Source organism: Pseudoalteromonas sp. Z1A2 (assembly GCF_011378755.1).
In the GTDB taxonomy this organism is placed as follows: Bacteria; Pseudomonadota; Gammaproteobacteria; order Enterobacterales; family Alteromonadaceae; genus Pseudoalteromonas; species Pseudoalteromonas distincta.
In genome coordinates this window covers 20,893-47,010 of the sequence record NZ_WTKX01000020.1, presented here as the reverse complement: position 1 = coordinate 47,010, position 26,118 = coordinate 20,893, and the positions used below count along the sequence as shown (strand labels likewise).

Here is a 26,118-nt window from a genome sequence, read left to right as displayed (position 1 = left end):
ATAACTACTTTGAACACACAAATTAAGTAGCTGTGATATTAAATTAACAATATTCGTATTTTAAACATAAGGAAACCTCCATATGTCTGAAGTCAATAAAATTGACGTAGACGCGCTAGAAACACAAGAGTGGTTACAAGCTCTTGAATCAGTTGTGCGCGAAGAAGGTGTTGAACGAGCTCAGTTTTTACTTGAGCAAGTATTAGAGCAAGCCCGTTTAGACGGCGTTGATATGCCAACGGGTATTACCACGAACTACGTTAATACTATTCCTGTAGATCAAGAGCCTGCTTACCCAGGTGATGTAAATCTTGAACGTCGTATTCGTTCAATTATACGTTGGAACGCGATTATGATCGTTCTACGTGCATCTAAAAAAGATCTCGACTTAGGCGGCCATATGGCGTCTTACCAATCATCTGCTGCTTTTTATGAAGTGTGTTTTAACCACTTCTTTAAAGCACCAAATGATGTAGACGGTGGTGACTTAGTTTATTACCAAGGTCATATTTCTCCAGGTATTTATGCACGAGCATTTGTTGAAGGTCGTTTATCGGCTGCGCAACTAGATAACTTCCGCCAAGAAGTTGATGGCGAAGGCTTACCATCGTACCCACACCCTAAGTTAATGCCTGAGTTTTGGCAGTTCCCTACGGTATCAATGGGCTTAGGTCCTATTTCATCAATTTATCAAGCACGCTTCTTAAAATACTTAGATGGTCGTGGCTTAAAAGACACTAAAAACCAACGTGTATATGCGTTTTTAGGTGACGGTGAAATGGATGAGCCGGAATCACGTGGTGCTATTTCTTTCGCTGCACGTGAAAAACTAGATAATCTTTGTTATTTAATTAACTGTAACTTACAGCGTTTAGACGGCCCAGTTATGGGTAACGGTAAAATTATTCAAGAGTTAGAAGGCTTGTTTAAAGGCGCTGGCTGGAACGTAATTAAACTAGTGTGGGGCAGCGGTTGGGATATTCTGCTTGCTAAAGACACAACAGGTAAATTACTACAATTGATGAACGAAACAATTGATGGCGATTACCAAACATACAAAGCTAAAGATGGCGCATACGTGCGTGAGCATTTCTTTGGTCGCTACCCTGAAACAGCTGCCCTTGTTGCAGATATGACAGATGATGAAATTTTTGCGCTTAAGCGTGGTGGTCATGAGCCATCAAAACTATTTGCTGCATTTAAAAAAGCAGAAGAGACAAAAGGTCGTCCAACTGTAATTCTTGCTAAAACTGTAAAAGGTTACGGCATGGGTGAAGCAGCTGAAGGTAAAAACATTGCGCACCAAGTGAAAAAAATGGACATGTCGCATGTTGCACATTTACGTTCACGCCTTGGTCTTGATGACTTAGTATCTGAAGAGCAATTAAAAGAATTACCATACCTAGAGCTTGAAGAAGGTTCACCTGAGTACAAGTACCTACATGCGCGTCGTGATGAGCTTAAAGGTTACACACCTAAGCGTATTCCACGTTTTAGTGAAAAACTTACGTTGCCAGAAGTAGATGCATTTAAGCCACTACTTGAAGAGCAAAAGCGTGATATATCTACTACTATGGGCTTTGTTCGTGCACTTAATATCTTATTAAAAGATAAAGGCATTGGTAAAAATATCGTACCAATTATTGCAGATGAAGCGCGTACATTTGGTATGGAGGGTTTATTCCGTCAAATCGGTATTTATAACCCGCATGGCCAAAACTACACGCCACAGGATCGTGATATTGTTTCTTACTATAAAGAAGCAACTTCAGGTCAAGTATTGCAAGAAGGTATCAATGAGTTAGGTGCAATGTCGTCATGGGTTGCTGCTGCAACTTCATACAGCACTAACGATTTACCAATGATCCCATTCTACATTTACTATTCTATGTTTGGTTTCCAACGTGTTGGCGATATGGCATGGATGGCGGGCGATCAACAAGCACGTGGTTTCTTATTAGGTGCTACAGCGGGTCGTACAACGCTAAATGGTGAAGGCTTACAACACGAAGATGGTCACAGCCACATTCTTGCAAACACGGTTCCTAACTGTGTTTCTTATGACCCAACTTACGCGTTTGAAGTGGCTGTTATTGTACAAGACGGTATTCGTCGTATGTACGGTGACGACCAAGAAAATATTTACTACTACCTAACGCTTATGAACGAAAACTACCATCAACCAGCTATGCCAGAAGGCGCTGAAGAAGGTATTCGTAAAGGTATTTACAAGCTTGAAAGTTACGAAGGTAAAAAAGCCAACGTACAGCTATTAAGCTCAGGTACTATTATGACTGAAGTGCGCAAAGCTGCTTCAATCTTAAGCGAAGAATATGGTATTGCATCAGATGTTTACTCAGTAACATCTTTCAATGAGCTAACGCGTGATGGTCAAGATGTTGAGCGTTTTAACATGCTTAATCCTGAAAGCGAGCAAAAAACAGCATTTATCACAAGCGTATTAAACGACTCTGTGACTGTTGCAGCAACGGATTACATGAAAAACTACGCAGAACAAGCGCGTTCATTCATTCCAAGCAGCAACTACAAAGTGTTAGGTACAGATGGTTACGGTCGTTCTGATAGCCGTGAAAACCTACGTCGTCACTTTGAAGTTAACGCAAGCTACGTTGTTGTTGCTACGTTATCTGAACTTGCTAAACGCGGTGAAGTTGAGAAGTCAGTAGTTGTTGAAGCACTTAAAAAGTTCAACATCGACACTAACAAACTTAACCCACTGTACGCATAAGAGGTTTGCAATGAGTATTGAAATTAAAGTACCTGATATTGGTGACGACGAAGTAGAAGTAACCGAAATATTAGTAAGCGTTGGCGATAAAGTAGATGTTGACCAATCATTACTAAATGTTGAAGGTGACAAAGCATCAATGGAAATACCTGCTTCTCAAGCAGGGACTGTAAAAGAGATTAAAGTTAACGTTGGCGACACCGTTACAACAGGCTCTTTAGTATTTTTGTTTGAAGGCGAGAGTGAAGGCACTGATGAGGAAAATACATCAGCCGCTGCTCCAGCTAAATCTGAAGAAGCAGCACCAGCTGCTTCTACAGGTTCTTCAATTAAAGAAGTAACTGTACCAGATATTGGCGATGATGAAGTTGAAGTAACTGAAATCATGGTTGCTGTTGGTGACACCGTTTCAGAAGAGCAATCTATCTTAAACGTGGAAGGCGACAAGGCAGCAATGGAAGTTCCAGCTCCATTTGCCGGTACAGTTAAAGAAATTAAAGTAGCCGCTGGCGACACAGTTAAAACTGGCTCGTTAGTGTTTGTTTTTGAAGTAGCAGGAAGTGAATCTGCAGCACCGGCTAAAGAGTCGGCTCCTGTAGAAGCGCCAGCTGAGAGTTCAACAGCAAGTTCAGCACCAAGCACTAAAGAAGTTAATGTGCCTGATATTGGTGGCGATGAAGTTGAAGTAACTGAAATTATGGTTGCCGTTGGCGACGAAGTTTCAGAAGATCAATCAATCTTAAACGTTGAAGGCGACAAAGCTGCAATGGAAGTACCAGCTCCTTTTGCAGGTACAGTTAAAGAAATTAAAGTAGCCGCTGGCGATAAAGTATCGACTGGTTCATTAATTTTTGTATTTGAAGTTGCAGGCAGTGCGCCAGCAGCATCTGCACCAGCTGAAAAATCAGCACCTGCAGCAGCGGCTAAAACTGAGTCAGCACCGGCTCAAGCAGCACCTGCAAAAGCAAGTAATGAAAGCTTCACAGAAAATAGCGCGTATGCTCATGCATCACCCGTTGTTCGCCGTTTAGCGCGTGAGTTTGGTATTAACCTAGCTAACGTTAAGGGCACTGGTCGCAAAGCCCGTATAGTTAAAGAAGACGTGCAAAACTACGTTAAAAACCTAGTTAAGCAAGTTGAATCTGGTCAATTATCTGCAGGTAGTAGCGCAGGTGGTAGTGAGCTTGGTCTTATTCCATGGCCTAAAGTAGATTTTGCTAAATTTGGTGAAATTGAAGAGAAAAAACTGTCTCGCATTCAAAAGCTATCAGGTAAAAACTTACACCGTAACTGGGTACAAATCCCACATGTTACACAGTTTGATGAAGCTGATATCACAAGTCTTGAAGTATTCCGTAAAGAGCAAAATGCACTTAGCGAGAAGAAAAAGCTTGGCGTTAAAATCACACCACTTGTGTTTGTGATGAAAGCAGCGGCTAAAGCACTTGCAGACTTCCCAACATTTAACTCTTCACTGTCTAGCGACGGCGAAAGTTTAATTCTTAAGAAGTACATTAACATCGGTGTTGCTGTTGATACGCCAAATGGTTTAGTAGTGCCAGTGTTTAAAGATGTTGATAAAAAAGGCATTATTGAATTATCACGTGAACTAATGGAAGTATCTGTTAAAGCACGTGACGGTAAGCTTACATCTTCTGATATGCAAGGCGGCTGTTTTACTATCTCTAGCCTTGGCGGTATCGGCGGTACGGCATTTACGCCAATTGTTAATGCGCCAGAAGTTGCTATTTTAGGTGTATCTAAATCTGAAATGAAACCTAAATGGAATGGCAAAGAGTTTGAACCTAAACTAATGGTTCCGCTGTCTATGTCATACGACCATAGGGTTATTGACGGAGCATTAGCTGCACGCTTTACTGTGACTCTTGCAAGTTACATGAGCGATATTCGCCAGTTGGTGATGTAACCAGTTTAGTAAAATTGGTATACGCAATAAAATAAATAGAATCAAATCCCAGCCAGTTGTTTTTAGCTGGGATTTTTACCATTTGCAATGATACAATCTTTGTACGAATTGCATCACTTTGTGCGCTGCTCACTCTTTCTGCCTTGCAGAAACATGGCAGTTAAATTTTAGGGCAGTGTCCCGTTCAAACAATTAAGGTAAAAGCATGAGCAACGAATTAAAAACTCAAGTTGTTGTACTAGGCGGTGGTCCTGGTGGTTATTCTGCGGCTTTCCGTGCTGCTGACTTGGGCTTAGAAGTTACATTAGTAGAATCTCGCGAAACATTAGGTGGCGTATGTCTTAATGTTGGTTGTATTCCTTCTAAAGCACTTTTACACGTAGCTAAAGTGATTGATGACGCAGCAGAAATGTCATCTCACGGTGTTACTTTTGGCGCACCAAAAATCGATCTTGACCAAGTTCGTACTTGGAAAGATTCAGTAGTTGGCCAGTTAACTGGTGGACTAGAAGGCATGGCCAAAATGCGTAAAGTGAAAGTTGTATCTGGATACGGCAAATTCACTGGCAGCAATACTTTAGTAGTTGAAGGCGCAGACGGCGCTACAACTATCACGTTTGATAACGCGATTATTGCAGCAGGTTCTAAACCAGTTAACTTACCTTTCATCCCAGAAGATGACCGTGTAATTGATTCAACTGGCGCACTAGAACTTAAAGACGTACCAGAAAAGCTACTTGTACTTGGTGGTGGTATTATCGGTCTTGAAATGGGTACGGTTTACCGTGCGCTAGGTTCTGCAATTGATGTTGTAGAATTTGCTGATCAATTAGTACCAGCAGCTGATAAAGACATTATCAAAATTTACCAAAAATACGTAAGCAAAAAATTCAACGTAATGCTTTCAACTAAAGTTGTTGGTGTTGAAGCTAAAGAAGACGGCTTATACGTAACGTTTGAAGGTAAAAACGCACCAGCAGAACCAGTACGTTACGACAAAGTACTTGTTGCAGTTGGCCGTACTCCAAACGGTAACTTACTTGATGCTGAAAAAGCGGGCGTAAACGTTGATGAGCGTGGCTTTATTAATGTTGATAAGCAATTACGTACTAACGTAAGCCATATTTTTGCAATTGGTGACTTAGTTGGACAGCCTATGCTTGCGCATAAAGCGGTTCATGAAGGTCATGTTGCTGCAGAAGTTATTTCTGGTCAGAAGCATTTCTTCGACCCTAAATGTATTCCTTCAATAGCGTACACAGACCCAGAAATCGCTTGGGTAGGTGTTACTGAGAAAGAAGCAAAAGAGCAAGGCTTAAAAGTTGAAACTGCGGTATTCCCGTGGGCAGCATCTGGTCGTGCAATTGCATCTGCTCGTACTGAAGGTTCTACTAAACTTATCTTTGATAAAGAAAGTGGCCGTATAATCGGTGGTGCTATGATCGGTATTAACGCGGGCGAAATGCTTGGCGAAATCGGTTTAGGTATTGAAATGGGTGCTGATGGTGAAGACTTAGCGCTTACAATTCATGCTCACCCAACATTGAATGAATCAATCGGCCTCGCAGCTGAAATTTTTGAAGGTTCAATCACTGATTTACCAAACAAAAAAGCAGCTAAAAAGAAGTAATTTAACTTCTTAGTATTTGCTTAAAAAACCCAACTTCGGTTGGGTTTTTTTATGTCTATTTTTAACTTAGATAAATATAAGATTAAATAACAAGAAGTCGTTACAATGCGCGCTTAATTAATTGAAGGTAAATACAGTGAAAAACTCAGTTTTAGCATTACGCGCTCAACAAATAAGTGAATCTCGTCGAGAGTTTAATGCTCGAGGCGGTAAATTAGATCGCTGTGAACAATGCCTGATTGCTAAGCACTACTGTATTTGCAAAGGTGTTGAGCATGCAGATTGTAAGGCCGCTGTGTGCTTACTGATGTATCATAATGAAAGCTTTAAACCTTCTAATACAGGGCGTTTAATTGCTGAAATAGTGCCAGATAACCACGCATTTAGATGGGATAGAACAGATCCTAACCCCGCTCTTTTAGCTTTAATAAATGATTCGCAGTATCAGCCTATGGTCGTCTTTCCTGCTGAAGATGTAGAAGAGGGCAGAGCCATTACAGAAGTGAGTATTGAATCAGGTAAAAAGCCGCTATTTATATTCTTAGATGGTACGTGGCGCGAAGCTAAAAAAATGATTCGCAAAAGCCCTTATTTAGATAACTTGCCTGTACTTTCTGTTACTGCTGATAAACTATCTGATTACCGATTACGTGTAGCCCCTCATGCGCATCAACTAGGCACTGCTGAAGTGGCTATTATGGTATTAGCACTTGCGGGCGAAATGGATGCATCGACAAAATTAGAGCAGCATTTTATTAAGTTTCGTGATGCGTATTTATTGGGTAAGCGCAATAAAGGCCGACCGCTAGAAGGTTAATTTTACGAAGTTAAGCAAATGCTTGCTGATTTTTTAAGTGAGCAAGTGCTTTATTTTGAATTGCTCTGAAGCCTTCTTCAGATGTTAATTGTAAAACAGTATTATACAATTGACTTATACTATTATGCACTTGAATAAACGAGATACAGTCTTCACCAATCATTTCTTTTGCTTCTTCAACTCGTTTTAAAAAGTAGCAGTTAATGTCTATTTTGCCATTAAATTGAGTCGTTGCAATTGCGTCTGCTATTCTATTAAGTTGATAGCTAAACTCATCAGGTCGAGCACCTTCACCCCACTTGCTAATACGAATGTCGCGTTCTAACTGAATAATTTCGTTAAGTATATTTTTAAACTCATTCATTGGCATATTTAAAAAGTTATAACCTTTGGGGTTAAATAAAGCTTTATAGGGATTTTCGCTGGGGATTTGCGCACTAAAAACACCAATTGGTTTTGCTGTACTTTCGTCTGATACTTTACATAAAAAGGTATTACTTTGAGATGTTTTAAAATTCATATCCATTGAGTATTTATGATCCTTGCGTTATTTAGTTATCGGCGCAATTAATAAAAAACTTAGCGAAATTTAAAATATTAATAAAGTATTTTAAGGTCTTAGCATTGATTTGCTGTGACGCGATATTACTCAGTAAAGATTAGTGATAGTTGCTCAGTGCTTTACTCACCCAAATTTTAGGCAAAGAAAAGCGCGCTCTATCTCTAGGCGCGCTTGCGGAATCTTCTAATTTTCTGCATCCTGCAATTGAACTTAATCAACTCCAATTTTCACTAATCCATGTTTATTACTATATTACTTTTTAGTTCTATGTAATGTAGACCGTCCGGGCCTGTATCCTTTAATTCCTAAACATCCTGTAGGGTAAATACTATTACCAAATCCTTAATTACACTTCCTAGTGTATCCTTGTTTTAACCAATCCCTTGTGTTGCCTTAAAGGCCTGTCCATTTATTCCTTCAACATCCTGTTGAACAACTTAGCCTTGTTATTATCCTTTTCGCATCTTCCTGACGCTGTCCTTTTTACAACATTGCGTTGTGATACTCATCCTGAACCTGTCCTAAAATCCGTGTTGTCCTGATAACCTAATCATTGGTTGGTTGAGTAAGCAGTCCATTTCCTTTTACTCAATAAGCGTCATTGCTTGGTTGATGCGTAAATTATAGTGCAATAGAGCAACTAAAATAGAGATAAAACTACATTCAATTAGTGTTTTTGCAATAGTAATAAAAATAAATCTCATATAATTCATGTGTTTAACTGTTTTTAGGTTGTTTTTTATCTTGTTTTTTACTCATTAGCTGTCACATCCGTAAGACATCTCTTACACCGTATTTCCTTTTTGGGCGTTATTTACATATTTACATTTATTTAAAGTGTGCACTTTTAGAATGAGCACGGTAGAATTCGTTGATAATAACAGTTATTTAGGTGGAATAATGAAGAAAGTATTTGCACTTGTTTTAGGGGTAGTTGCATCGGCACCAGTCTTTGCAAACGATGTTGTTAACATCTACTCTTTTCGTCAACCGTTTTTAATTCAGCCAATTTTAGAAGACTTTACAAAGCAAACAGGCATAAAAACCAATGTTGTTTTTGCTAAAAAAGGGCTAATTGAGCGTGTTAAACGCGAAGGCAAGCACAGTAAAGCTGATTTAGTATTAACCTCTAACTTTAGCGCGCTTATTCAATTAGAAGATTTAAAATTAACACAAACTATAAAAAGTGACAGTGTAAATAATAATGTTCCAGCCGCCTTTCGTGACGGTGATGGCCAATGGGTTGCGCTTACTAAGCGAGTGCGTAATGTGTATTCATCAAAAGAGCGAGTTGGTGAGTTACCTAAGCTCACTTATGAAGATTTAGCAGACTCTAAATACAAAGGACAAATTTGTACGCGCTCAGGCAAACATCCATATAATTTAGGTTTAGTAGCTTCTATGATTGCACACCATGGTGAAGCGCAAACTAAAGAGTGGCTTGAAGGTGTGAAGGCTAATTTAGCGCGCAAGCCTCAAGGTAACGATCGTGCTCAAGTTAAAGCTGTTAAAGAAGGTTTATGTAACTTGGCATTAGGTAATAGTTACTACCTTGGCAAAATGCTAGAAGATAAAGAACAAAAAGGTTGGGCAGAGGCCGTAAATATTAACTTTCCGAATCAAGTTAATCGTGGCTCACATATAAATGTATCGGGTGCGGTTATTACCAAATACGCTAAAAACCCTGAAAATGCATTAAAGCTCATAGAGTATATGACCGACAGCAAAGCACAAAACATGTATGCCTCATTAAATATGGAGTATCCAGTTAAGTCGGGTGTTGAATTATCAACTTTGGTTGCCTCTTGGGGTAGCTTTAGAGAAGACAGCTTGCCACTTGATGAGATTAGTAAATATCGTCCGTTAGCACTTAAGCTAATTGATGAGGTGAAGTTCGATCTTTAATGACTAATAAATTTAAGCTGTCTAAATGGCAGCTCTTTGCGTGGTCGACTGGCTTAATACTATCGGCCCCGTTGTTTTTTCTTCTTTTTGAATCTCTACAAGGTAGCTCTAAGGTGTTTTCTCACCTGTGGGATACCGTGCTTTGGGATTACATAAACAATACCGTATTGTTAGTTTTAGGTGTTTGCGTCCTTAGCTGCGCCATAGCTTTGCCACTTGGGTGGCTAACGGCTTACTGTAGTTTCCCGGGTAAAAAACAGTTTGAATGGGCACTTATGCTACCCCTTGCTATGCCCACCTATATTATTGCCTATGTATACACTGATTTATTAGATTATGCGGGCCCGGTGCAAATAGCGCTGAGAGAATGGTTTGGCTGGCAATCGCCTAGCGACTATTGGTTTTTTGATATACGTACATTACCCGGCGCCATCGTTATGATTGCCTTGGTGCTTTACCCGTATTTATTTTTAATTTTTAAAACGGCCCTTCGCGAGCAGTCATTCAAATTAGTACAAGCTAGCCAGTTAATGGGGCTATCTCCTTGGCAAAGCTTTTTTAAAGTCAGTTTAGTGCTCTCTCGTGGGGCAATTGTGGCGGCTCTTGCACTTATTAGTATGGAAACCATGGCCGACTTTGCAACAGTGAGTTATTTTGCCGTAAGTACATTAACAACCGCCGTATACGATACGTGGTTTGGTTATTACTCACTTACAGCGGCCGCTAAAATATCGGGTGTGATGTTACTGCTGTTATTTTTAGCATTAATGGCAGAGCGTTTTAGTCGCCGAAACCAAGCGGTATTTGAGCGACAATCAAGCGTAAATAGTGAATCTCTCTATGTATTAAAAGGAAAGTCTGCTTGGCTCGCAACGGCATTTTGTAGCTTTATTTTACTTATCGCTTTTGTAATTCCTATTGCAGTACTTATAAATTACGCCATTACCTACTTTGATAAAGCATGGAATGTTGAGTTTTTTAGTTACGCTTGGCAAAGTTTAAAAGTGGCAGTGGTTGTAAGTGTTATAACCATTACATTGAGTATTTTTGTTGTTTTTTATCAGCGTGTGGCAAAGCAAACGTATCCGCTTGTTCCCGGGCGTTTAGCAAGCACAGGCTATGCGTTGCCAGGAACTGTACTCGCTATTGCGGTTTTGTTACCCCTTACATTATTAGAGAACACCATTAACACAGCGCTCGAGCCGTATAATTTAGATATTGGCTTACTGCTTACAGGTAGCATTCTTACTATTATTATTGCTTATATTGTTAGGTTTTACGCCATTGCACACGGAGCAATTGAGTCGAGTTTTTTACGTATTAGCCCATCACTTGATATGGCAAGCCAATCAATGGGTAAAAGCCAAGGGCAAACGCTGCGTTTAGTGCACTTACCTTTACTGCGAAGAGGATTGCTCACTGCTGCCTTATTGGTATTTATTGAGTGTATGAAAGAGTTGCCGGCTGCGCTATTGCTCAGACCGTTTAATTTTGAAAGCTTAGCTACTCATGTATTTCAGTATGTAAGTGACGAGCAATTAGAGCTTGCTTCAATATCGGCTTTATTTATTGTTATTGTTGGGTTTATTCCTTTGTATTTTATTAATCGTTCTATGGAGCAGCGTAGTTAAATGAGTAGTTTAATTTTACAAGGCGTGAGCTATCACTATAACGGCACAAAGGTTATTCACGATTTAGATTTAACGGTGGGTAAAGATGAAATTGTTTGTCTACTCGGGGCGAGTGGATGCGGCAAAACGACCACGTTAAAAGCGATTGCAGGTTTAATTGAAGCTAAGCAAGGGTCTATTTTTATAGACGGTAAATTAGTGAGTGATGAGCAATCTTTTGTCTCACCTGAGCATCGTAACATCGGCATGATGTTTCAAGACTATGCGTTGTTTCCGCATTTAACGGTGGCAAATAATATCGCATTTGGGCTTAGTAATATGAGCAAAGCTCAAAAGCAGCAACGCGTTGATGAAATGCTTAAGCTTGTACATTTAATTGGCTGTGCTGACAGGTTTCCACACCAGTTATCGGGTGGCCAACAGCAACGCGTCGCTATCGCTCGTGCATTAGCTTATAAACCTAGTTTATTACTCCTTGATGAGCCCTTTTCAAACATCGACACACAAGTACGCTTTGAATTAATTGCCGATATACGTCGAATTATTAAGGCAACTCAAGTATCTGCTGTGTTTGTTACACACTCAAAAGAAGAGGCGTTTGCGTTTTCAGATACACTTGCCATTATGCATCGCGGTAAAATTGCACAACAAGGCACGCCTGAGCAGCTTTTTGCATCTCCATGTTCAAAGGAGGTTGCAGAGTTTCTGGGTCAGGGCATATACTTAAGCGCAGAAGTGTTAACCGCAACTGAATATAAAACACCATTTGGTTTAGTCGAATCTTATGTTGAGAGTAAGCATAATGTAAGTGCAGGGCTTATATATGTGCGCCCTCATCAAATAGAATTAGTGGCAGATAACCAAAGTGACAAATTCAGCAAGCGAGCTACAATCATAAGTCGTCGCTTTATTGGTTCGGCGTATGTTTATTCGCTTGTTATTGATGAACAAGAAATTGAAGTTGCTGCACAATATGGCCAGTCATTTGAAAATAATGATCAGGTTATAATAAAAATAAAACCTCACACGGTGAATTTTTTCGAATCGTAATTAATTTGTTATTCGCTGTGTTTTTATCTGTAAAACTAAGGAATAACAATGGCGCAAGCGCAATCAGGGATTTGTGCTGAAGCAAACTTACACGGTTTGCACTTATTTTTTAATGTGTTTGATGGTCAAGACGAATCACTTCGCGCAAAGTTAAAACAAGTAAGCGCTATAGAAGAAGAGTTTAGCGATCAATTTTCAGAATCAATGCTCTCTTGTATGGTTGCTATTGGTGCGCAATACTGGCCGCATATCCTCCCTGAATACATTCCAAGCGAATTACAGAGCTTTCCCAATATAACCCATAGCGATCACCAAATGAGCGTACAACCGTGCGATTTATTTGTGCAAATTCGCTCTGACCGTGAAGATGTTAACCATTTATTTGCGCTGCAAATTTTAAAACTATTTGCCCCCGATGTTGAGCTGGTGGAGCAAATTCGTAATTTTCGTTTTTTAGATGGTCGTGATTTTAACGGTTTTATTTATGGTGGCGACACCGCACATGGAAGAAAAAAGCGCGCTACGGCTTTAATCAGCAACTCTGGTAGCTTTGAAGATCAGGGGAGTTATATTCATGTTCAGCGTTATAAACATGATTTAACTATGTGGCAGCATTTATCATTGAGTGAGCAAGAGCAAATAATGGGACGTACGCGTCTTGATAACACGCTAATTACTCCAGCGGTCGAAACCAGCCATGCTTCGCGAAGTGAGCTAAAAGACGAAGACGGACAACCGCTACTATTAAATCAAAGCATGCCTTATGGCGACGTGTATGAGCAGGGAATGTTATCAATTACATGCGCTTGTACGGGCACCGCATTTGAAAAAGTACTTAATAGTCGTTTAGGGGAAGGGGATTGCTACGACCACTGGCTTGATTTTACTCAAGCCGATATGGGCTCTGCTTTCTTTGCACCTTCAATAGGGTTTTTAAAACAAATTTAATTTGCTATTAAACCGTATCAAATAAAATGCGAACGCGTTCAAGTGTTACATCTATTTCAGATATTTTAGCAGGAGCGATAAAAATAGTGTCATCGCCGGCAATAGTTCCTAGTACGCCATCTGCTTTACCTAATGAATCTAATAAACGTGCAATAAGCTGAGCAGCACCAGGGCTGGTACGAATGATGATCATCATTTCGTTGTGCATAATGTCGATTACTAATTGGCGTAATGGGCTTTTAGCCGTAGGTACACCCATTTCAGCAGGTAAGCAGTAAACCATTTCTTGTTTGGCATTGCGTGTGCGTACAGCGCCAAATTTACTTAACATGCGTGAAACTTTACTCTGACTTATATTGTCAAAACCTTGATCTTTTAACGCATCAACTATTTCGCCTTGAGAGCCAAAATTTTCTTCTTTTAATAGTGATTTAAATGCTTTTACCAGTGCTTCTTGTTTATCTTGTGGTTGCATAGTCTTTATTCGTTTTTGTTATTTATGCCGCAAATTCTACACAAAAATGAATAATTATGCAGCAGTTGTTTAGTTAACTTGCCAGTTTGATGCGTTAAATCACATAAGTTTACGACTATGGTCGAAAATATACTTGAAATAGACAGGATAAATTTGTTTTTAGTCGCTAATTTCATTATCTTAAGAGCCACAAATGTTTCCTACCTCAAATTACGGAGAATTCCAATGAAAGTTGCTGTATTAGGTGCTGCAGGCGGTATCGGCCAAGCGTTGTCTTTATTATTAAAAACAGGCTTACCAGCTGGCTCTGAATTATCACTTTATGATGTTGCACCAGTAGTACCAGGTGTTGCGGTTGACCTTTCTCACATCCCAACAGATGTTAAAGTTGCAGGCTTTGGCGCAGACGATTTAAATAAAGCGCTTGAAGGCTCTGACATCGTTCTTATCCCAGCGGGTATGCCGCGTAAACCAGGTATGGATCGTGCTGATTTATTCAATGTAAATGCTGGCATCATCAAAACGTTAGCAGAAGGCATTGTTGCCAGCTGTCCTAAAGCGTTAGTAGGTATTATTACTAACCCAGTAAATGGCACAGTTCCAATTGTTGCTGAAGTATTCAAAAAAGCAGGTACTTACGACGCTAAACGCGTATTCGGTATTACTACGCTTGACGTTATTCGTTCAGAAGCATTTGTTGCTGAACTTAAAGGCGTAGACGTAGCAACTGTAAAAGTACCAGTAATTGGTGGTCACTCAGGCACAACTATTCTGCCTCTACTTTCTCAAGTTGAAGGTGTTTCTTTCACTGATGAAGAAGTTGCTGCACTTACTCCACGTATCCAAAATGCGGGTACTGAAGTTGTAAATGCTAAAGCAGGCGGTGGTTCAGCTACGCTATCTATGGGTGCTGCTGCAGCTCGTTTTTGTATGTCTTTAGTTAAAGGCCTACAAGGTGAAGAAGTTGTAGATTACGCTTACGTTGCTGTTGAAAATGGCGATGCAGAGTACTTTGCACATCCAGTACGTTTAGGTAAAAACGGCGTAGAAGAAATTCTTTCTTACGGCGAACTAAGCGCATTTGAAACAAAAGCAAAAAATGACATGCTTGAAACTCTGAAAAAAGACATCAAAGAAGGTGTTGATTTCATGGCGTAATAGCCGCTTTAAGCAACAAAAAAGCCTGCATTTGCAGGCTTTTTTATTGCTCAGAATTAATGTCACACTGTGTAACTAGTTAAAACTAGTGGTCGCGGTCAACCGCAATACGGGCAAGGCTTATAAGTGCTTGCTTATAGTCAGACTCAGCTAAAAAGTCTAAACAGGCAATGGCTTTTTCGGCCTCAAGCTCTGCTTTTTGCATTGTAAACTCAAGCGCATTAGTTTGTTTTAGTGCAGTTAAAATTTCTTCTAAATGCTCCATACCATTACTGTGCTCTATTGCATCACGAATGAGCTGTGTTTGCTGCTCGCTACCATGTTGCATAGCATAAATAAGCGGAAGGGTTGGTTTGCCTTCAGCTAAATCATCGCCAATGTTTTTACCTAGCTGCTCAGCATCTGCATTGTAATCGAGTACGTCATCTACTAGTTGAAACGCAGTACCTAAATGCATACCGTATAGGTTTAGTGCATCAAGTGTCGCTTGGTCTTGCTCTGTGATAATGGCAGCAAGGCCTGTAGCTGCTTCAAATAATTTAGCCGTTTTAGAGTAAATAACCTGCATATAGCTGGCTTCAGTCGTATCTGGGTCATTGCAGTTCATCAGCTGCAATACTTCACCTTCAGCAATAATGTTTGTTGCATCGGCAAGTACTTGCATAATCTGCATTTTTCCAAGGCCAACCATAAGCTGAAATGAGCGAGTGTAAATAAAGTCACCAACCAATACGCTAGCAGCATTACCAAATTCAGCATTTGCTGTAGGCGTGCCACGTCGTAAGTTTGATTCATCTACAACATCATCATGCAATAGCGTTGCTGTATGGATAAACTCAACAATTGTTGCAAGTGTTATGTGATCTTTACCCTGATAACCGAGCGCTTTGGCTGCTAAAATAGCCAGCATTGGACGAACGCGTTTGCCGCCACTGCTAACTATATATAAACCAAGCTGATTAACTAACGCCACATCTGAGCGCATTTGCGCATGTATAAGTTGATTGACGTCATTCATATCGCTTTCGATTAACGCCTGGATAGCTTTTATATCCATTGATCTCCGAGCCAATTTTTATGTGTGAACGGCGCAGATTGTACAACAAAAAATGCACTAGCTCGATATTTTGTGACGATTGATTGAAAAAACACTATTAAAGTACTTAATTTAGACTGAATTAGCCAAGATAACTGATTAATTGATAATCAATATAGAGTTTATGGTGTGCTTAGATATTGAGCTGTGAGGGTCATATTTGAGTACATTAATTTATTTCGGCTAAGAGTTAAAAAGCGCTTGGCAAAAGGGCCAATTAATATAAAATGGGGTAAATATTGAATTGCTCTCAAAGCAGCTACTTTTTATTCATTTTAATTACAAAATAGGCTTGCTAGTTATTTCGCGTTAGCGTAAACTTCGCGCCCTATCGAAGAATATTTTAGTTGCGCCGATTTGAGGGTGCACAGACGGAGTTAATTATGTACGCGGTTTTCCAAAGTGGTGGTAAACAGCATCGTGTGACTGAAGGTCAAACGATTCGTCTTGAAAAATTAGACGTTGAAACTGGTGCGGCAGTAGAATTTGATTCAGTACTTTTAGTTGCTGATGGTGAGAAAATCGAGATCGGTGTACCGTTCGTAAACGGTGGCAAGATAACAGCTGAGGTTGTTTCACATGGTCGCGGTGAGAAGATTAAGGTTGTTAAATTTAGACGCCGTAAGCATTCTCGTAAGCAAATGGGCCATCGTCAATGGTTCACTGAAGTTAAAATCACTAGCATTAGCGCTTAATTAGAGGTACTTAGAAATGGCACATAAAAAAGCAGCTGGTAGTACTCGTAACGGTCGCGATTCAGAAAGCAAACGCCTTGGTGTTAAGCGTTTTGGTGGCGAATCAGTTCTAGCGGGTAGCATCATTGTTCGTCAGCGTGGAACTCGTTTCCACCCTGGTACTAACGTAGGTATCGGTAAAGACCACACTATCTTCGCAAAAGCAGATGGTAAAGTTCAGTTTGAACAAAAAGGTCCTTTAAACCGTAAATACGTAACTATCGTAACTGAGTAATCAGTAAGGTAGTTAAAAACCCCGCCTTTGCGGGGTTTTTTGTTTTGTAGTCAGCCAATATATACCCAAGCCTGCATTTGTGCTGGCTTGGGTATATAATAGAGTTATTAAACAAGCCAATCCCTAAAGTGAGTAATCATGAAGTTTGTAGATGAAGTAGAAATTCGCGCAGAAGCTGGAGACGGTGGCAGCGGCATCGTGTCTTTCCGTCGTGAAAAATATGTTCCAGATGGTGGACCAGACGGCGGTGACGGTGGAGACGGTGGTAGTGTTTATCTACAAGCTGATGAAAACTTAAATACCTTAATTGATTATCAGTTTGAGCGCTTCCATAGAGCTGAACGTGGTACTAACGGTCGTAGCCGTAACTGTACAGGCCGAAAAGCTGATGACTTGTTTGTTATGGTGCCTGTAGGCACGCGCATCATGGATGTTGATACCCAAGAGGGACTTGGCGACTTAACTCAACATGGTCAACGAATTTTGGTTGCAAAAGGTGGTTTCCACGGCTTGGGGAATGCGCGTTTTAAATCAAGTACTAACCGAGCACCTCGTCAAAAAACATTAGGCACACCAGGTGAAGTACGTAACTTAAAATTAGAGTTACTATTATTAGCTGATGTTGGCTTACTTGGACTACCAAATGCCGGTAAATCTACGTTTATCCGCAGTGTATCTGCAGCAAGACCAAAAGTAGCTGATTACCCATTCACGACGCTTATTCCTAATTTAGGTGTGGTACGTCCTGAAGCAAATAAATCATTTGTTATAGCCGATATTCCGGGTCTAATTGAAGGTGCATCTGATGGCGCAGGCCTAGGTATTCGCTTTTTGAAACATTTAGAGCGTTGTCGTGTGTTATTACACATTATTGATGTAATGCCGGTAGATGGTTCAAACCCTGTTGATAATGCGTTTTCGATTATTAACGAGCTGCACCAATACAGCCCTAAATTAGCTGAGAAGCCACGCTGGTTAGTATTTAATAAAATAGATTTATTACCAGAGGATGAAGCAAAAGCGTTATGCGAATCGATTGCAGAAGAGCTGGGCGAAACTGAAAATATCTATCACATTTCAGCAATTAATAAACTTAACACTCAACCATTAATCCACAACATAATGACACTACTTGATAGCATGCCTAAAGAGAAGTTTGTACAAGTGGAAGATGAAGAAGTTGAATTTAAGTGGGATACCTATCATGAAAAAGCCACTAAAGGTAAGGGTAATGATGATGATTGGGATGACTGGGATGAAGATGATTACGACGTAGAAGTTGTCTACGAGCGTTAATTAAATAGAATTTACTAAAAAGGAGCTTATGCTCCTTTTTCTTTGTTTAAGAATAAAGTACTAGGTGTTTATTATGATAATTTCAATGATTGCAGCAATGGCAAATAACCGTGTAATTGGTCTAGATAATAAAATGCCATGGCATTTACCTGCAGATCTTCAGCATTTTAAAAAGGTCACTACGGGTAAGCCTGTGATCATGGGTCGTAAAACTTTTGAGTCTATAGGCCGTCCATTACCTGGGCGCCGTAATATTATTATTACTCGAAACAGCGAATATACTGCACAGGGTATTGAAGTAGTAACTACGCCAGATGCCGCATTAGAACTCGTTACTACTGCTGAAGAAGTAATGATTATTGGTGGTGGTAATATCTATGAGCAATTTTTACCAAAAGCAGAACGCCTGTATCTAACTTTTATTGATTTAGATGTTAAAGGCGATACACAGTTTCCAGATTACAATAAAGTTGCTAATTGGTACGTGAAAGAAGAGCAAGAAAACCATCCGAATGACAAGAATTTATCTAGTTATAAATTCGTAACTTTATATAAAGAACGTTAACATTATTGCGTAAATTTTGATAGATTGATATAATATTCGATAGTCTATATAAGAACAAAGTATTATAAAGGGTTTGTCATGTTTAAATTACCAAAGCTAGTTGCACTTACTGCCGTTGTAGCTGTTAGTTCGTTTTCGTATACAGCACCTGTAAATGCTGAAGATCAATTAGCAGTATCTATTTGTGAATATATTGCGGCAGACGATAAAAACCGATTACGCAGCAAGCTTAAAAGCTCTCGTGTAAAAATTCGTAATATTTATGATGCAGTACAATGTAATGGTAATAACTTATTACGTCATGCTGTTGCTAGTAATGCAGTAGATACTGGTGAGTATATAGTTAAAAACTTATCAAAAAGTGCGTTAACAGATGGTGCTGATATTGCTTGGGCTGAAGGGAATTTTGCCAGCTCACCGCTTATTGCAGTAATTAAAGAGCGTGCAGGTCTTTAATTATAAAAAGGTTTTGTAACGCGACCTTTAGTTAGAAATTTATTGGTCTGGGTTTGTTATTTATAGCAAACCCAGGCTTTTTTCGTTTAGCTAATGTAATCTCACCCCACAACAAAATCATTAATAAACTTCATAACTTACCTGCTCATTTTAAATAACCAAAAATGTAGAGTCTCTGTTTAATAAACAGCTTCAAATTTACTTCTTCAAAAGAGGTAACTTTATTCAGCTAGTATCTATTTTGTATCTGCTAGTTTGTACCAATACGCAATAATACTTAATTATTTTGCGGGGCTAAACGTGTCGCACCTGTGTTAAATAATTCTCATTTAGAACAACTAAGTAGCGAATTTTTTGCCTAGCTATCAACACGTTTTTCCATCCTAAAAATAGATCACTTAATTAAGCGAATTGATATTATTTACAAACTTAATCACTAAGGACAGATATGAAAGCTGTAATTCCAGTAGCTGGCTTAGGGACGAGAATGCTCCCTATGACAAAAGCTATCCCAAAAGAAATGCTCCCAATAGTCGATAAGCCTCTAATTCAATATATTGTCAGCGAATGTGTGTCCGCTGGTATTAAAGATATTGTGTTAGTTACGCATAGCTCTAAAAATGCAATCGAAAACCACTTTGATACAAGTTATGAACTAGAAGCGACTCTTGAGAAGCGTGTTAAACGAGCTTTATTAGATGAAATTCGCTCTATTTGTCCAAATGATGTAACTATTATGAGTGTACGCCAAGGTGAAGCTAAAGGGCTAGGGCATGCTATTTTATGCGCTAAACCAATAGTTGGTGATAACAACTTTGTTGTGCTCCTGCCTGATGTGATACTTGATGCCTATACTGCGGATCAAGAAACTGAAAACTTAGCGGCCATGATTAAACGCTTTAAAGAAACTCAAGCAAGCCAAATAATGCTTGAGCCAGTAGCTAAAGAAGACGTTAGTAAATATGGTATTGCGGATATAAACGGTGTTGAGTTAATGCCAGGCAAAAGTGCTGCAATAAAAGCAATGGTTGAAAAACCAGATGCAGATTTAGCGCCTTCTAACCTAGCTGTTGTAGGGCGATATGTACTGAGTAAGAACATTTGGCCTCTACTTGCAAAAACGTCTGTAGGTGCTGGCGGTGAAATACAACTTACAGATTCTATTGACGCATTAATGGCACAAGAAACCGTTGAAGCATTTCATATGAGTGGTCGCTCTCACGATTGTGGAGATAAGTTAGGCTACTTAAAAGCAATTGTTGAGTACAGTCTGCGAGATGAAAAGCTAGGTAATGATTTTTCAAGTTTTATAAATGATTTGAATTTACCTTAATACAGCGCGTATTCTTCGTTCTATGGTAGGCTGTTTTGAGCTACTAAGTTAGCCGTACTTTTTATACATAGTAGTAGGCTACGTAGTACGATTGTTACTTATTCTGTATTAATCTTTTCAAGGAATTACCATGATTGAGCAAGGCCAAGAATTACCAGCAGTGACGTTAACGCAATTAACTGACGACGGTATGCAATCTCTTACAAATAAAGAATTGTTTGAAGGTAAAAAAGTCGTGTTATTTGCAGTTCCTGGTGCGTTTACACCAACGTGTTCAAATGCCCATTTACCTGAATTTATTACCCTTGCTGATAAAATTAAAGCAAAAGGTGTTGATGCTATTTACTGTGTATCAGTTAATGATGCATTTGTTATGAAAGCATGGGGTGACTCACAAAACGCGCAAGAAATTACAATGCTTGGGGATGGCGATGGAAGTTTCACTAAATCGTTAGGGCTTGATAAAGATACTGCTAGTTTTGGTGGTATACGTTCAACGCGTTACGCTATGATTATTGAAAATGCGCTAGTAACAGGTTTATTTGTAGAACAAGACAAAGAGTTTGTTGTAAGCCGCGCAGAATCAGTACTAGAGAAGCTATAACAGTAATAAAGTGTAGATTTTAGTTTTAACTAATCTGCTAGTTATTATTGAAAAACCGATGTTGGCAGCAACATCGGTTTTTTTATTAAAGGCTCAAACTTTAAATTACGGTTGGTATTGCCCGCTAAGCGTTAAACCAGAGAAAGTGCTATAAGCGTTAACGCTTAAGTGCCAAGTACCTGCTTGTGGATTAGTAAATGTACATGTTTCTGCATTGCCATTTTTATAAGGGCGGCAATCGTATGAGCTTGCTGTTGGTTGGCTACCGTATTTTACAAATAAATCAGCATCGCCACTGCCACCCGATGTTGTTACTGTAAACGTAGTCATTCCAGCTGGTACATCTAACGTGTAATGTTTCCACTGCCCAGTATTGGCTGACACATCGCTTATAGTGCCGCCACCTGCTTGTGGAGTACCTGAACCGCCACCCGATGATGAACCACCAGTAATATTACCTACTAAGCTAACAGCTGAATACGCAGAGTAGCCGTTAAGCATTACGTGGTAAGTTCCCGCAGTAGGGTTATCAATAGAACACTCTTCGCTATTACCGCCTTTATATGGACGACAATCATAGGTAGTAGTTGTAGGTTTACTGCCTGCACGTACGTATAAATCAGCATCGCCAGTACCACCACTCATAGTGAATGTTACGTTAGTTGCACCGCTTGGTACTGTCATCGTGTAAAATGCTTGTGCATTTGCAGCCCCACTTAAACCTGTTTTAGCTTCACCATTAATAAGCTCGCTATCGCCACCGGTAGGTGGAGTAGTGCCGCCACTTGCTGCTGCAACAGCTGCGGCAGCATCAACAATACCCGTACCACAGCTAGTACATGTTGCAGGGAACGAACGGGTAGTTGATTTTAAAATACTTTCTATTTCGTCAGGCGTTGCATCTGGCTTTGCTTGCTTAATAAGTGCCGCAACACCTGCTACGTGGGGCGCAGCCATTGATGTACCTTGTGAAAAGCCATAGCTGTCGCTTGAAGGTGTAGACGAACCTGAATTGTAAGTTGATAGAACGCCTTCAGAGTCGTTTGCAAAGCTTTGTGCGCCACCTGGTGCTGCAACATCAATATTGCTACCGTAGTTTGAGTAATAAGCTCTGCCGCCATTACGGCCCACTGAGGCTACGTTTACTACACCGTTACAGTTACCTGGGTTGTAGTTTGCTGAGTTATCGTTATCGTTACCTGCAGCAATAACTACCACAGTGCCGTTACTACGTGCTGTGTTAATTGCATTTTGAGTTGTAGAGCTACATGAACCGCTCCCACCTAAACTCATATTAATTACATCAGCAGGGTTTGAGTTAGCAGGAATACCTGAAACACTTCCACCAGATGCCCAAATAATACCGTCTGCAATATCAGAGGTTAAACCACCACACTTACCTAGTACACGAACAGGCACTACTTTTGCGTTATAAGCTACGCCTGCAACACCTTCACCGTTATTGGTTACCGCAGCAACTGTGCCGGCTACGTGCGTGCCATGCCAGCTAGAGTTTTGTGCACCGTTAGTACCACATTCATTCGCAGCAACTGCATCACCAGGATCACGTGCATCGCTATCGCGACCACCACCGTCATTAGCTACCGAAAGGTTAGAGATCATATCGTAACCCGGTAAAATATTAGCGTTTAAATCAGCATGAGGGCGGTAGCCCGTATCTAGTACAGCTACAACTACACCGCTACCCGTTGCGGTATCCCATGCGGTCGGTAAGTTTAAACCACCGGCTTGCTCGTAGTAGTGCCATTGGTCATCAAAACGTGGATCGTTAGGAGTTGAAAACGGCTTTAGCATTTGATCCACTTCAATGTATTCAACATTGCCAGAATCAACCATTTCTTGCATAAACTCTTGGGCCTCAGCCGCACTTAATTTTTTATCAGCACGCATTACGTGATGATTATTAAGTGCCATTGCACGAACGTATTTTGCTTTTACTTTGCCTTTTTTAGAAGCGAAGTTTTTAACAAAGCTTTGTGCGCGCTTTTTCATGCTAGCTGGGCTTGCGTCTGCAGTTGAGAGGCTCGCCATTTCGTTATTATTTTTATATTTAATAATGAACTGAGTTTCGAAACCGCCTTGGCTTTGTAGTTTAGCCGATGTTTCAGCCATTGAACTTGAAACTGATTGAGCCATGCCAGATGTTGCAGCAAAAAGCGTACTAACTGTAATTGCAATTGCGCATCTTTTAAAAGTTTTACTTGTTGTCATAATTATCCCTAGATTTTTATTTATTATTTCGTGATGTAGGATCACGATGCGGGAACAAAAGTAAACGATCTGTTAACTAGGTTAAAATATCAATTTATTATGTACCTCTTTCATTTAGTTATAACTCAGGTTTTTCGCGGTTTACTCGTTGTTTAGTATTTGTCATATAAATTAAAAATAAGTATAAAGGGTTGGTTTATTGTGCGGGTAATTATTCCCGACTTATTACTGATGCGTTTTTGTTGTGTTATTGCTAATAATTTAAATGCTACGTTGTTAGCTATCAAACTTTGCTATAATCGGAAAAATTTTTTAGTAGGGTAAAATAATGAGTCAAGTAGATGTAATTGTAATAGGTGCGGGAGCTGCAGGATTAATGTGTGCAGCGCAAGCTGGATACCGTGGCCGAAGCGTTACAGTACTTGATATGGGGAAAAAACCAGGTCGTAAAATTTTAATAAGTGGTGGTGGGCGTTGTAATTTTACAAATGAAAACGCAACCCCTGATAACTACTTATGCGCAAATGCTCATTTTGTTAAATCATGTTTAAGTCGCTATACACAGCATGACTTTATTGAGCTGGTAGACAGACATGGCTTGGCGTATCACCATAAAACACTAGGTCAGCTTTTTTGCGATAACAATGCACAAGACATTGTTGATATTTTACTGACCGAATGTGAGTGGGCCGGGGTAAATATAAAACTACGCAGTGAAGTGATCAGCGTATCAAAAACCGAAACCGGCTATAGCGTTACCACAGAGCAAGAAACCTTAAGCTGTGAGTCGTTAGTTATAGCATCAGGTGGCTTAACTATGCCAAAACTAGGGGCTACACCAATAGGTTATAAAATTGCAGAGCAGTTTGGCTTAAGCGTGTTACCAACTATGGCTGCACTTGTGCCGTTTACTTTGCATCAGCATGATAAAGAGCGTTTTGAAGGGCTCTCGGGAATTAGTATCCCTTGTGAAGTTTCAAGCGAAGACGGCACCGTATTTAAAGAAAACATCCTCTTTACTCACCGAGGGTTATCGGGCCCAGCAATATTGCAAATAAGCTCATTTTGGCGAGCAGGGCAGGCTGTAACTATAAACTTATTACCTGAAATTGATTTAAGGCAGCAACTTGCTGATTGGCGAGAAACGCAAGCCCAAAAGTCCTTAAAAAATAGCCTTGCAACTATTTTACCTAAACGCTTTATAGAAATACTGCACGAAAGCAAAGCGATACCAGATTGTAATATTAATCAGCTTACCCATGCTCAAATAAATGAGTTAGTAAATTATATTCATGCGTGGCAAATTAAACCCAATGGCACAGAAGGTTATAGAACAGCAGAAGTAACATTGGGCGGTGTAGATACCGACGAGTTGAGCTCAAAAACCTTTGAAGCTAAAAAAGCTAAAGGCCTATACTTTATAGGCGAAGTAACTGACGTAACAGGGTGGCTTGGAGGCTACAACTTCCAATATGCGTGGAGCTGTGGATTTGCTTGTGGGCAGCACGCTTAAGTTTAGGCTATAAACCCATCTAAGTAAGTTGATTGAGCGATAACGGTTGAATCGTTATCGCTAACACATACTTTATTGCGTCCATTATTTTTAGCCTTATATAGCGCTGTATCAGCCCGCTCCAGTAGTTTTAGCACTGTATCGTCTTTTTGTATCGTTGCTAATCCAATACTTATAGTAAATGCTACATTTGTAACTGTGTTTTCGGCAATATACTTTCTCAGGTCATCGGCTTTTTTAGCGCTATCATTTAAAGAGGTGTTGGATAAAATAATAGTGAATTCTTCTCCACCCCATCGCGCAATAAGTGCGTCATTTCCCATACGGCTTTTTAATATTTTTGCAAATTCAGTTAGCACGTTATCACCAACCAAATGCCCGTAGGTATCGTTTATATTTTTGAAGTGATCTATATCGCAAATAAGTAAGCAATGTGGGGTTTTAAAAACGTCATTTTTAGCAATTAACTGTGATAATTCAAAATCAAATTTTTGCCTGTTATAAAGCCCCGTTAACTTATCGGTTTCTGCTAAGTGTTGAATTTCTAAGTTACGGATAGATAATCGAGTGTATGCCGAAAACCGTGTTTTTTCGTAAAACCTAAAAATTAAAATATGAGCAAGGCTTACCTCTATAAGATTAAATAAAGAGCCTAAGCCAATTGTTACAGTTTGCTGTTGTTGTAAATACACAAGATACGCACAAATAGCAAAAGCGACTGCACTAAATAGGCTTCCCCAGTTTCTTCCAACTAAAAAAAAGCTAAAAGGCGGGATCAACGTTGCCCAAAATAAAGAATGCGCATGTCCGCCTACAGAAATCACAAACATCATTATTAAGCTAACAACCATAAGGGCAACGGCCCATGCTGCTGCATTTACGTTGGCTGTTTTATTAAACCAAGTATAGATACCTAGTGATATAGTCAGCCCTAAGGCATCAATTAAAGCAATGTTATAGCTTTTAAAATAAAAAAGATTGAGGAGTGTTAAAACTAAAAAGTAACATGTAGTTATTAGTAAAGAGTGGGCTATTAAGCGAGTACGCCAAAAATCCTTATGGTCTTTTGGGTATTGTGGAAACTCTTTGTACCAAAAACCTAGCATAATGAACGACTCTTTAACCTCTGAATTTAGTGATTATTACTTATATTAGGCTTTTATTATAGTTTTTTACTTTGATTAAAACGCTTATATACGGTG

The 26,118-nt window shown here is 39.7% G+C and carries 22 protein-coding genes; 17 read left to right on the top strand and 5 right to left on the bottom strand.

Annotated features, from left to right (window positions below; all coding sequences use genetic code 11):
- The first annotated feature begins 82 nt into the window (after window positions 1-82).
- The 4 genes from aceE to GQR47_RS14055 all read left to right on the top strand — a co-directional run bounded on the left by aceE (window position 83) and on the right by GQR47_RS14055 (window position 7,123).
- Window positions 83-2,749 carry a pyruvate dehydrogenase (acetyl-transferring), homodimeric type gene (gene aceE / locus GQR47_RS14070; RefSeq protein WP_002957763.1) on the top strand — a complete coding sequence of 889 codons (2,667 nt, stop codon included), beginning with the start codon at window positions 83-85 and terminating at the stop codon, window positions 2,747-2,749.
- A gap of 10 nt (window positions 2,750-2,759) precedes the next feature.
- Window positions 2,760-4,676 carry a pyruvate dehydrogenase complex dihydrolipoyllysine-residue acetyltransferase gene (gene aceF, locus GQR47_RS14065; RefSeq protein ID WP_154903593.1) on the top strand — a complete coding sequence of 639 codons (1,917 nt, stop codon included), beginning with the start codon at window positions 2,760-2,762 and terminating at the stop codon, window positions 4,674-4,676.
- Window positions 4,677-4,881: 205 nt separating this feature from the next.
- Complete coding sequence (gene lpdA, locus GQR47_RS14060; protein WP_002957761.1) at window positions 4,882-6,306, top strand: dihydrolipoyl dehydrogenase; 1,425 nt, start codon at window positions 4,882-4,884, stop codon at window positions 6,304-6,306.
- 136 nt (window positions 6,307-6,442) lie between these two features.
- Window positions 6,443-7,123: a tRNA-uridine aminocarboxypropyltransferase gene (locus tag GQR47_RS14055; RefSeq protein ID WP_024594643.1), complete on the top strand. Its 681-nt coding sequence runs from the start codon at window positions 6,443-6,445 to the stop codon at window positions 7,121-7,123.
- A 10-nt stretch (window positions 7,124-7,133) separates the two neighbouring features.
- Here the strand turns inward: GQR47_RS14055 and GQR47_RS14050 are convergent, their stop codons facing one another.
- Entirely contained in the window at window positions 7,134-7,649 is a 516-nt protein-coding gene (locus GQR47_RS14050; protein WP_024594644.1) for a hypothetical protein, read from the bottom strand.
- Between the two features lie 936 nt (window positions 7,650-8,585).
- Between GQR47_RS14050 and GQR47_RS14045 the strand changes: the two genes are divergently transcribed.
- From GQR47_RS14045 to GQR47_RS14030, 4 genes are read left to right on the top strand one after another with little or no spacing between them, the layout of a single operon-like run.
- A complete protein-coding gene (locus tag GQR47_RS14045) occupies window positions 8,586-9,590 on the top strand; it encodes a Fe(3+) ABC transporter substrate-binding protein (protein WP_154903592.1) in 1,005 nt (334 codons plus the stop codon).
- Window positions 9,590-11,221: an iron ABC transporter permease gene (locus tag GQR47_RS14040; protein WP_154903591.1), complete on the top strand. Its 1,632-nt coding sequence runs from the start codon at window positions 9,590-9,592 to the stop codon at window positions 11,219-11,221. Before GQR47_RS14045 ends, GQR47_RS14040 begins: the two co-directional genes overlap by 1 nt.
- Complete coding sequence (locus GQR47_RS14035; protein WP_002957755.1) at window positions 11,222-12,271, top strand: ABC transporter ATP-binding protein; 1,050 nt, start codon at window positions 11,222-11,224, stop codon at window positions 12,269-12,271.
- Window positions 12,272-12,319: 48 nt separating this feature from the next.
- Complete coding sequence (locus GQR47_RS14030; RefSeq protein WP_154903590.1) at window positions 12,320-13,219, top strand: Dyp-type peroxidase; 900 nt, start codon at window positions 12,320-12,322, stop codon at window positions 13,217-13,219.
- A 7-nt stretch (window positions 13,220-13,226) separates the two neighbouring features.
- On the opposite strand, the gene argR is transcribed toward GQR47_RS14030, so the two are convergent.
- Window positions 13,227-13,694 carry a transcriptional regulator ArgR gene (argR, locus tag GQR47_RS14025; protein ID WP_002957753.1) on the bottom strand — a complete coding sequence of 156 codons (468 nt, stop codon included), beginning with the start codon at window positions 13,692-13,694 and terminating at the stop codon, window positions 13,227-13,229.
- A 225-nt stretch (window positions 13,695-13,919) separates the two neighbouring features.
- Between argR and mdh the strand changes: the two genes are divergently transcribed.
- The gene (mdh, locus tag GQR47_RS14020; protein ID WP_002957751.1) at window positions 13,920-14,852 is read left to right on the top strand and encodes a malate dehydrogenase; all 933 of its coding nucleotides are present in this window, start codon (window positions 13,920-13,922) and stop codon (window positions 14,850-14,852) included.
- An 85-nt stretch (window positions 14,853-14,937) separates the two neighbouring features.
- Here mdh and ispB read toward each other — a convergent pair whose 3' ends face one another.
- Window positions 14,938-15,909 carry an octaprenyl diphosphate synthase gene (gene ispB / locus GQR47_RS14015; protein ID WP_024596483.1) on the bottom strand — a complete coding sequence of 324 codons (972 nt, stop codon included), beginning with the start codon at window positions 15,907-15,909 and terminating at the stop codon, window positions 14,938-14,940.
- Between the two features lie 422 nt (window positions 15,910-16,331).
- Here ispB and rplU point away from each other — a divergent pair, with 422 nt between their 5' ends.
- From rplU to GQR47_RS13980, 7 genes are all read left to right on the top strand, one after another.
- Window positions 16,332-16,643 (top strand): 50S ribosomal protein L21, encoded by a 312-nt coding sequence (gene rplU / locus GQR47_RS14010; RefSeq protein WP_002957748.1) that lies wholly within the window; start codon window positions 16,332-16,334, stop codon window positions 16,641-16,643.
- Window positions 16,644-16,659: 16 nt separating this feature from the next.
- Complete coding sequence (gene rpmA / locus GQR47_RS14005) at window positions 16,660-16,917, top strand: 50S ribosomal protein L27 (protein WP_002957747.1); 258 nt, start codon at window positions 16,660-16,662, stop codon at window positions 16,915-16,917.
- A 138-nt stretch (window positions 16,918-17,055) separates the two neighbouring features.
- Window positions 17,056-18,213, top strand: a complete 1,158-nt coding sequence (gene cgtA, locus GQR47_RS14000; RefSeq protein ID WP_002957746.1) for an Obg family GTPase CgtA — start codon at window positions 17,056-17,058, stop codon at window positions 18,211-18,213.
- Between the two features lie 73 nt (window positions 18,214-18,286).
- Window positions 18,287-18,778, top strand: coding sequence for a type 3 dihydrofolate reductase (gene folA, locus GQR47_RS13995; RefSeq protein WP_024594809.1), 492 nt, complete (start codon window positions 18,287-18,289; stop codon window positions 18,776-18,778).
- 78 nt (window positions 18,779-18,856) lie between these two features.
- A complete protein-coding gene (locus tag GQR47_RS13990; protein WP_024594810.1) occupies window positions 18,857-19,234 on the top strand; it encodes a DUF3718 domain-containing protein in 378 nt (125 codons plus the stop codon).
- 448 nt (window positions 19,235-19,682) lie between these two features.
- Entirely contained in the window at window positions 19,683-20,567 is an 885-nt protein-coding gene (gene galU, locus GQR47_RS13985; RefSeq protein ID WP_024594811.1) for a UTP--glucose-1-phosphate uridylyltransferase GalU, read from the top strand.
- 130 nt (window positions 20,568-20,697) lie between these two features.
- Window positions 20,698-21,171 (top strand): peroxiredoxin, encoded by a 474-nt coding sequence (locus GQR47_RS13980; RefSeq protein WP_024594812.1) that lies wholly within the window; start codon window positions 20,698-20,700, stop codon window positions 21,169-21,171.
- A gap of 105 nt (window positions 21,172-21,276) precedes the next feature.
- On the opposite strand, the gene GQR47_RS13975 is transcribed toward GQR47_RS13980, so the two are convergent.
- Complete coding sequence (locus tag GQR47_RS13975; RefSeq protein WP_154903589.1) at window positions 21,277-23,403, bottom strand: S8 family peptidase; 2,127 nt, start codon at window positions 23,401-23,403, stop codon at window positions 21,277-21,279.
- Between the two features lie 328 nt (window positions 23,404-23,731).
- Here GQR47_RS13975 and GQR47_RS13970 point away from each other — a divergent pair, with 328 nt between their 5' ends.
- Entirely contained in the window at window positions 23,732-24,916 is a 1,185-nt protein-coding gene (locus GQR47_RS13970) for an NAD(P)/FAD-dependent oxidoreductase (RefSeq protein WP_024595536.1), read from the top strand.
- Between the two features lie 2 nt (window positions 24,917-24,918).
- Here the strand turns inward: GQR47_RS13970 and GQR47_RS13965 are convergent, their stop codons facing one another.
- A complete protein-coding gene (locus GQR47_RS13965; RefSeq protein ID WP_024595537.1) occupies window positions 24,919-26,022 on the bottom strand; it encodes a GGDEF domain-containing protein in 1,104 nt (367 codons plus the stop codon).
- Window positions 26,023-26,118: the final 96 nt, after the last annotated feature.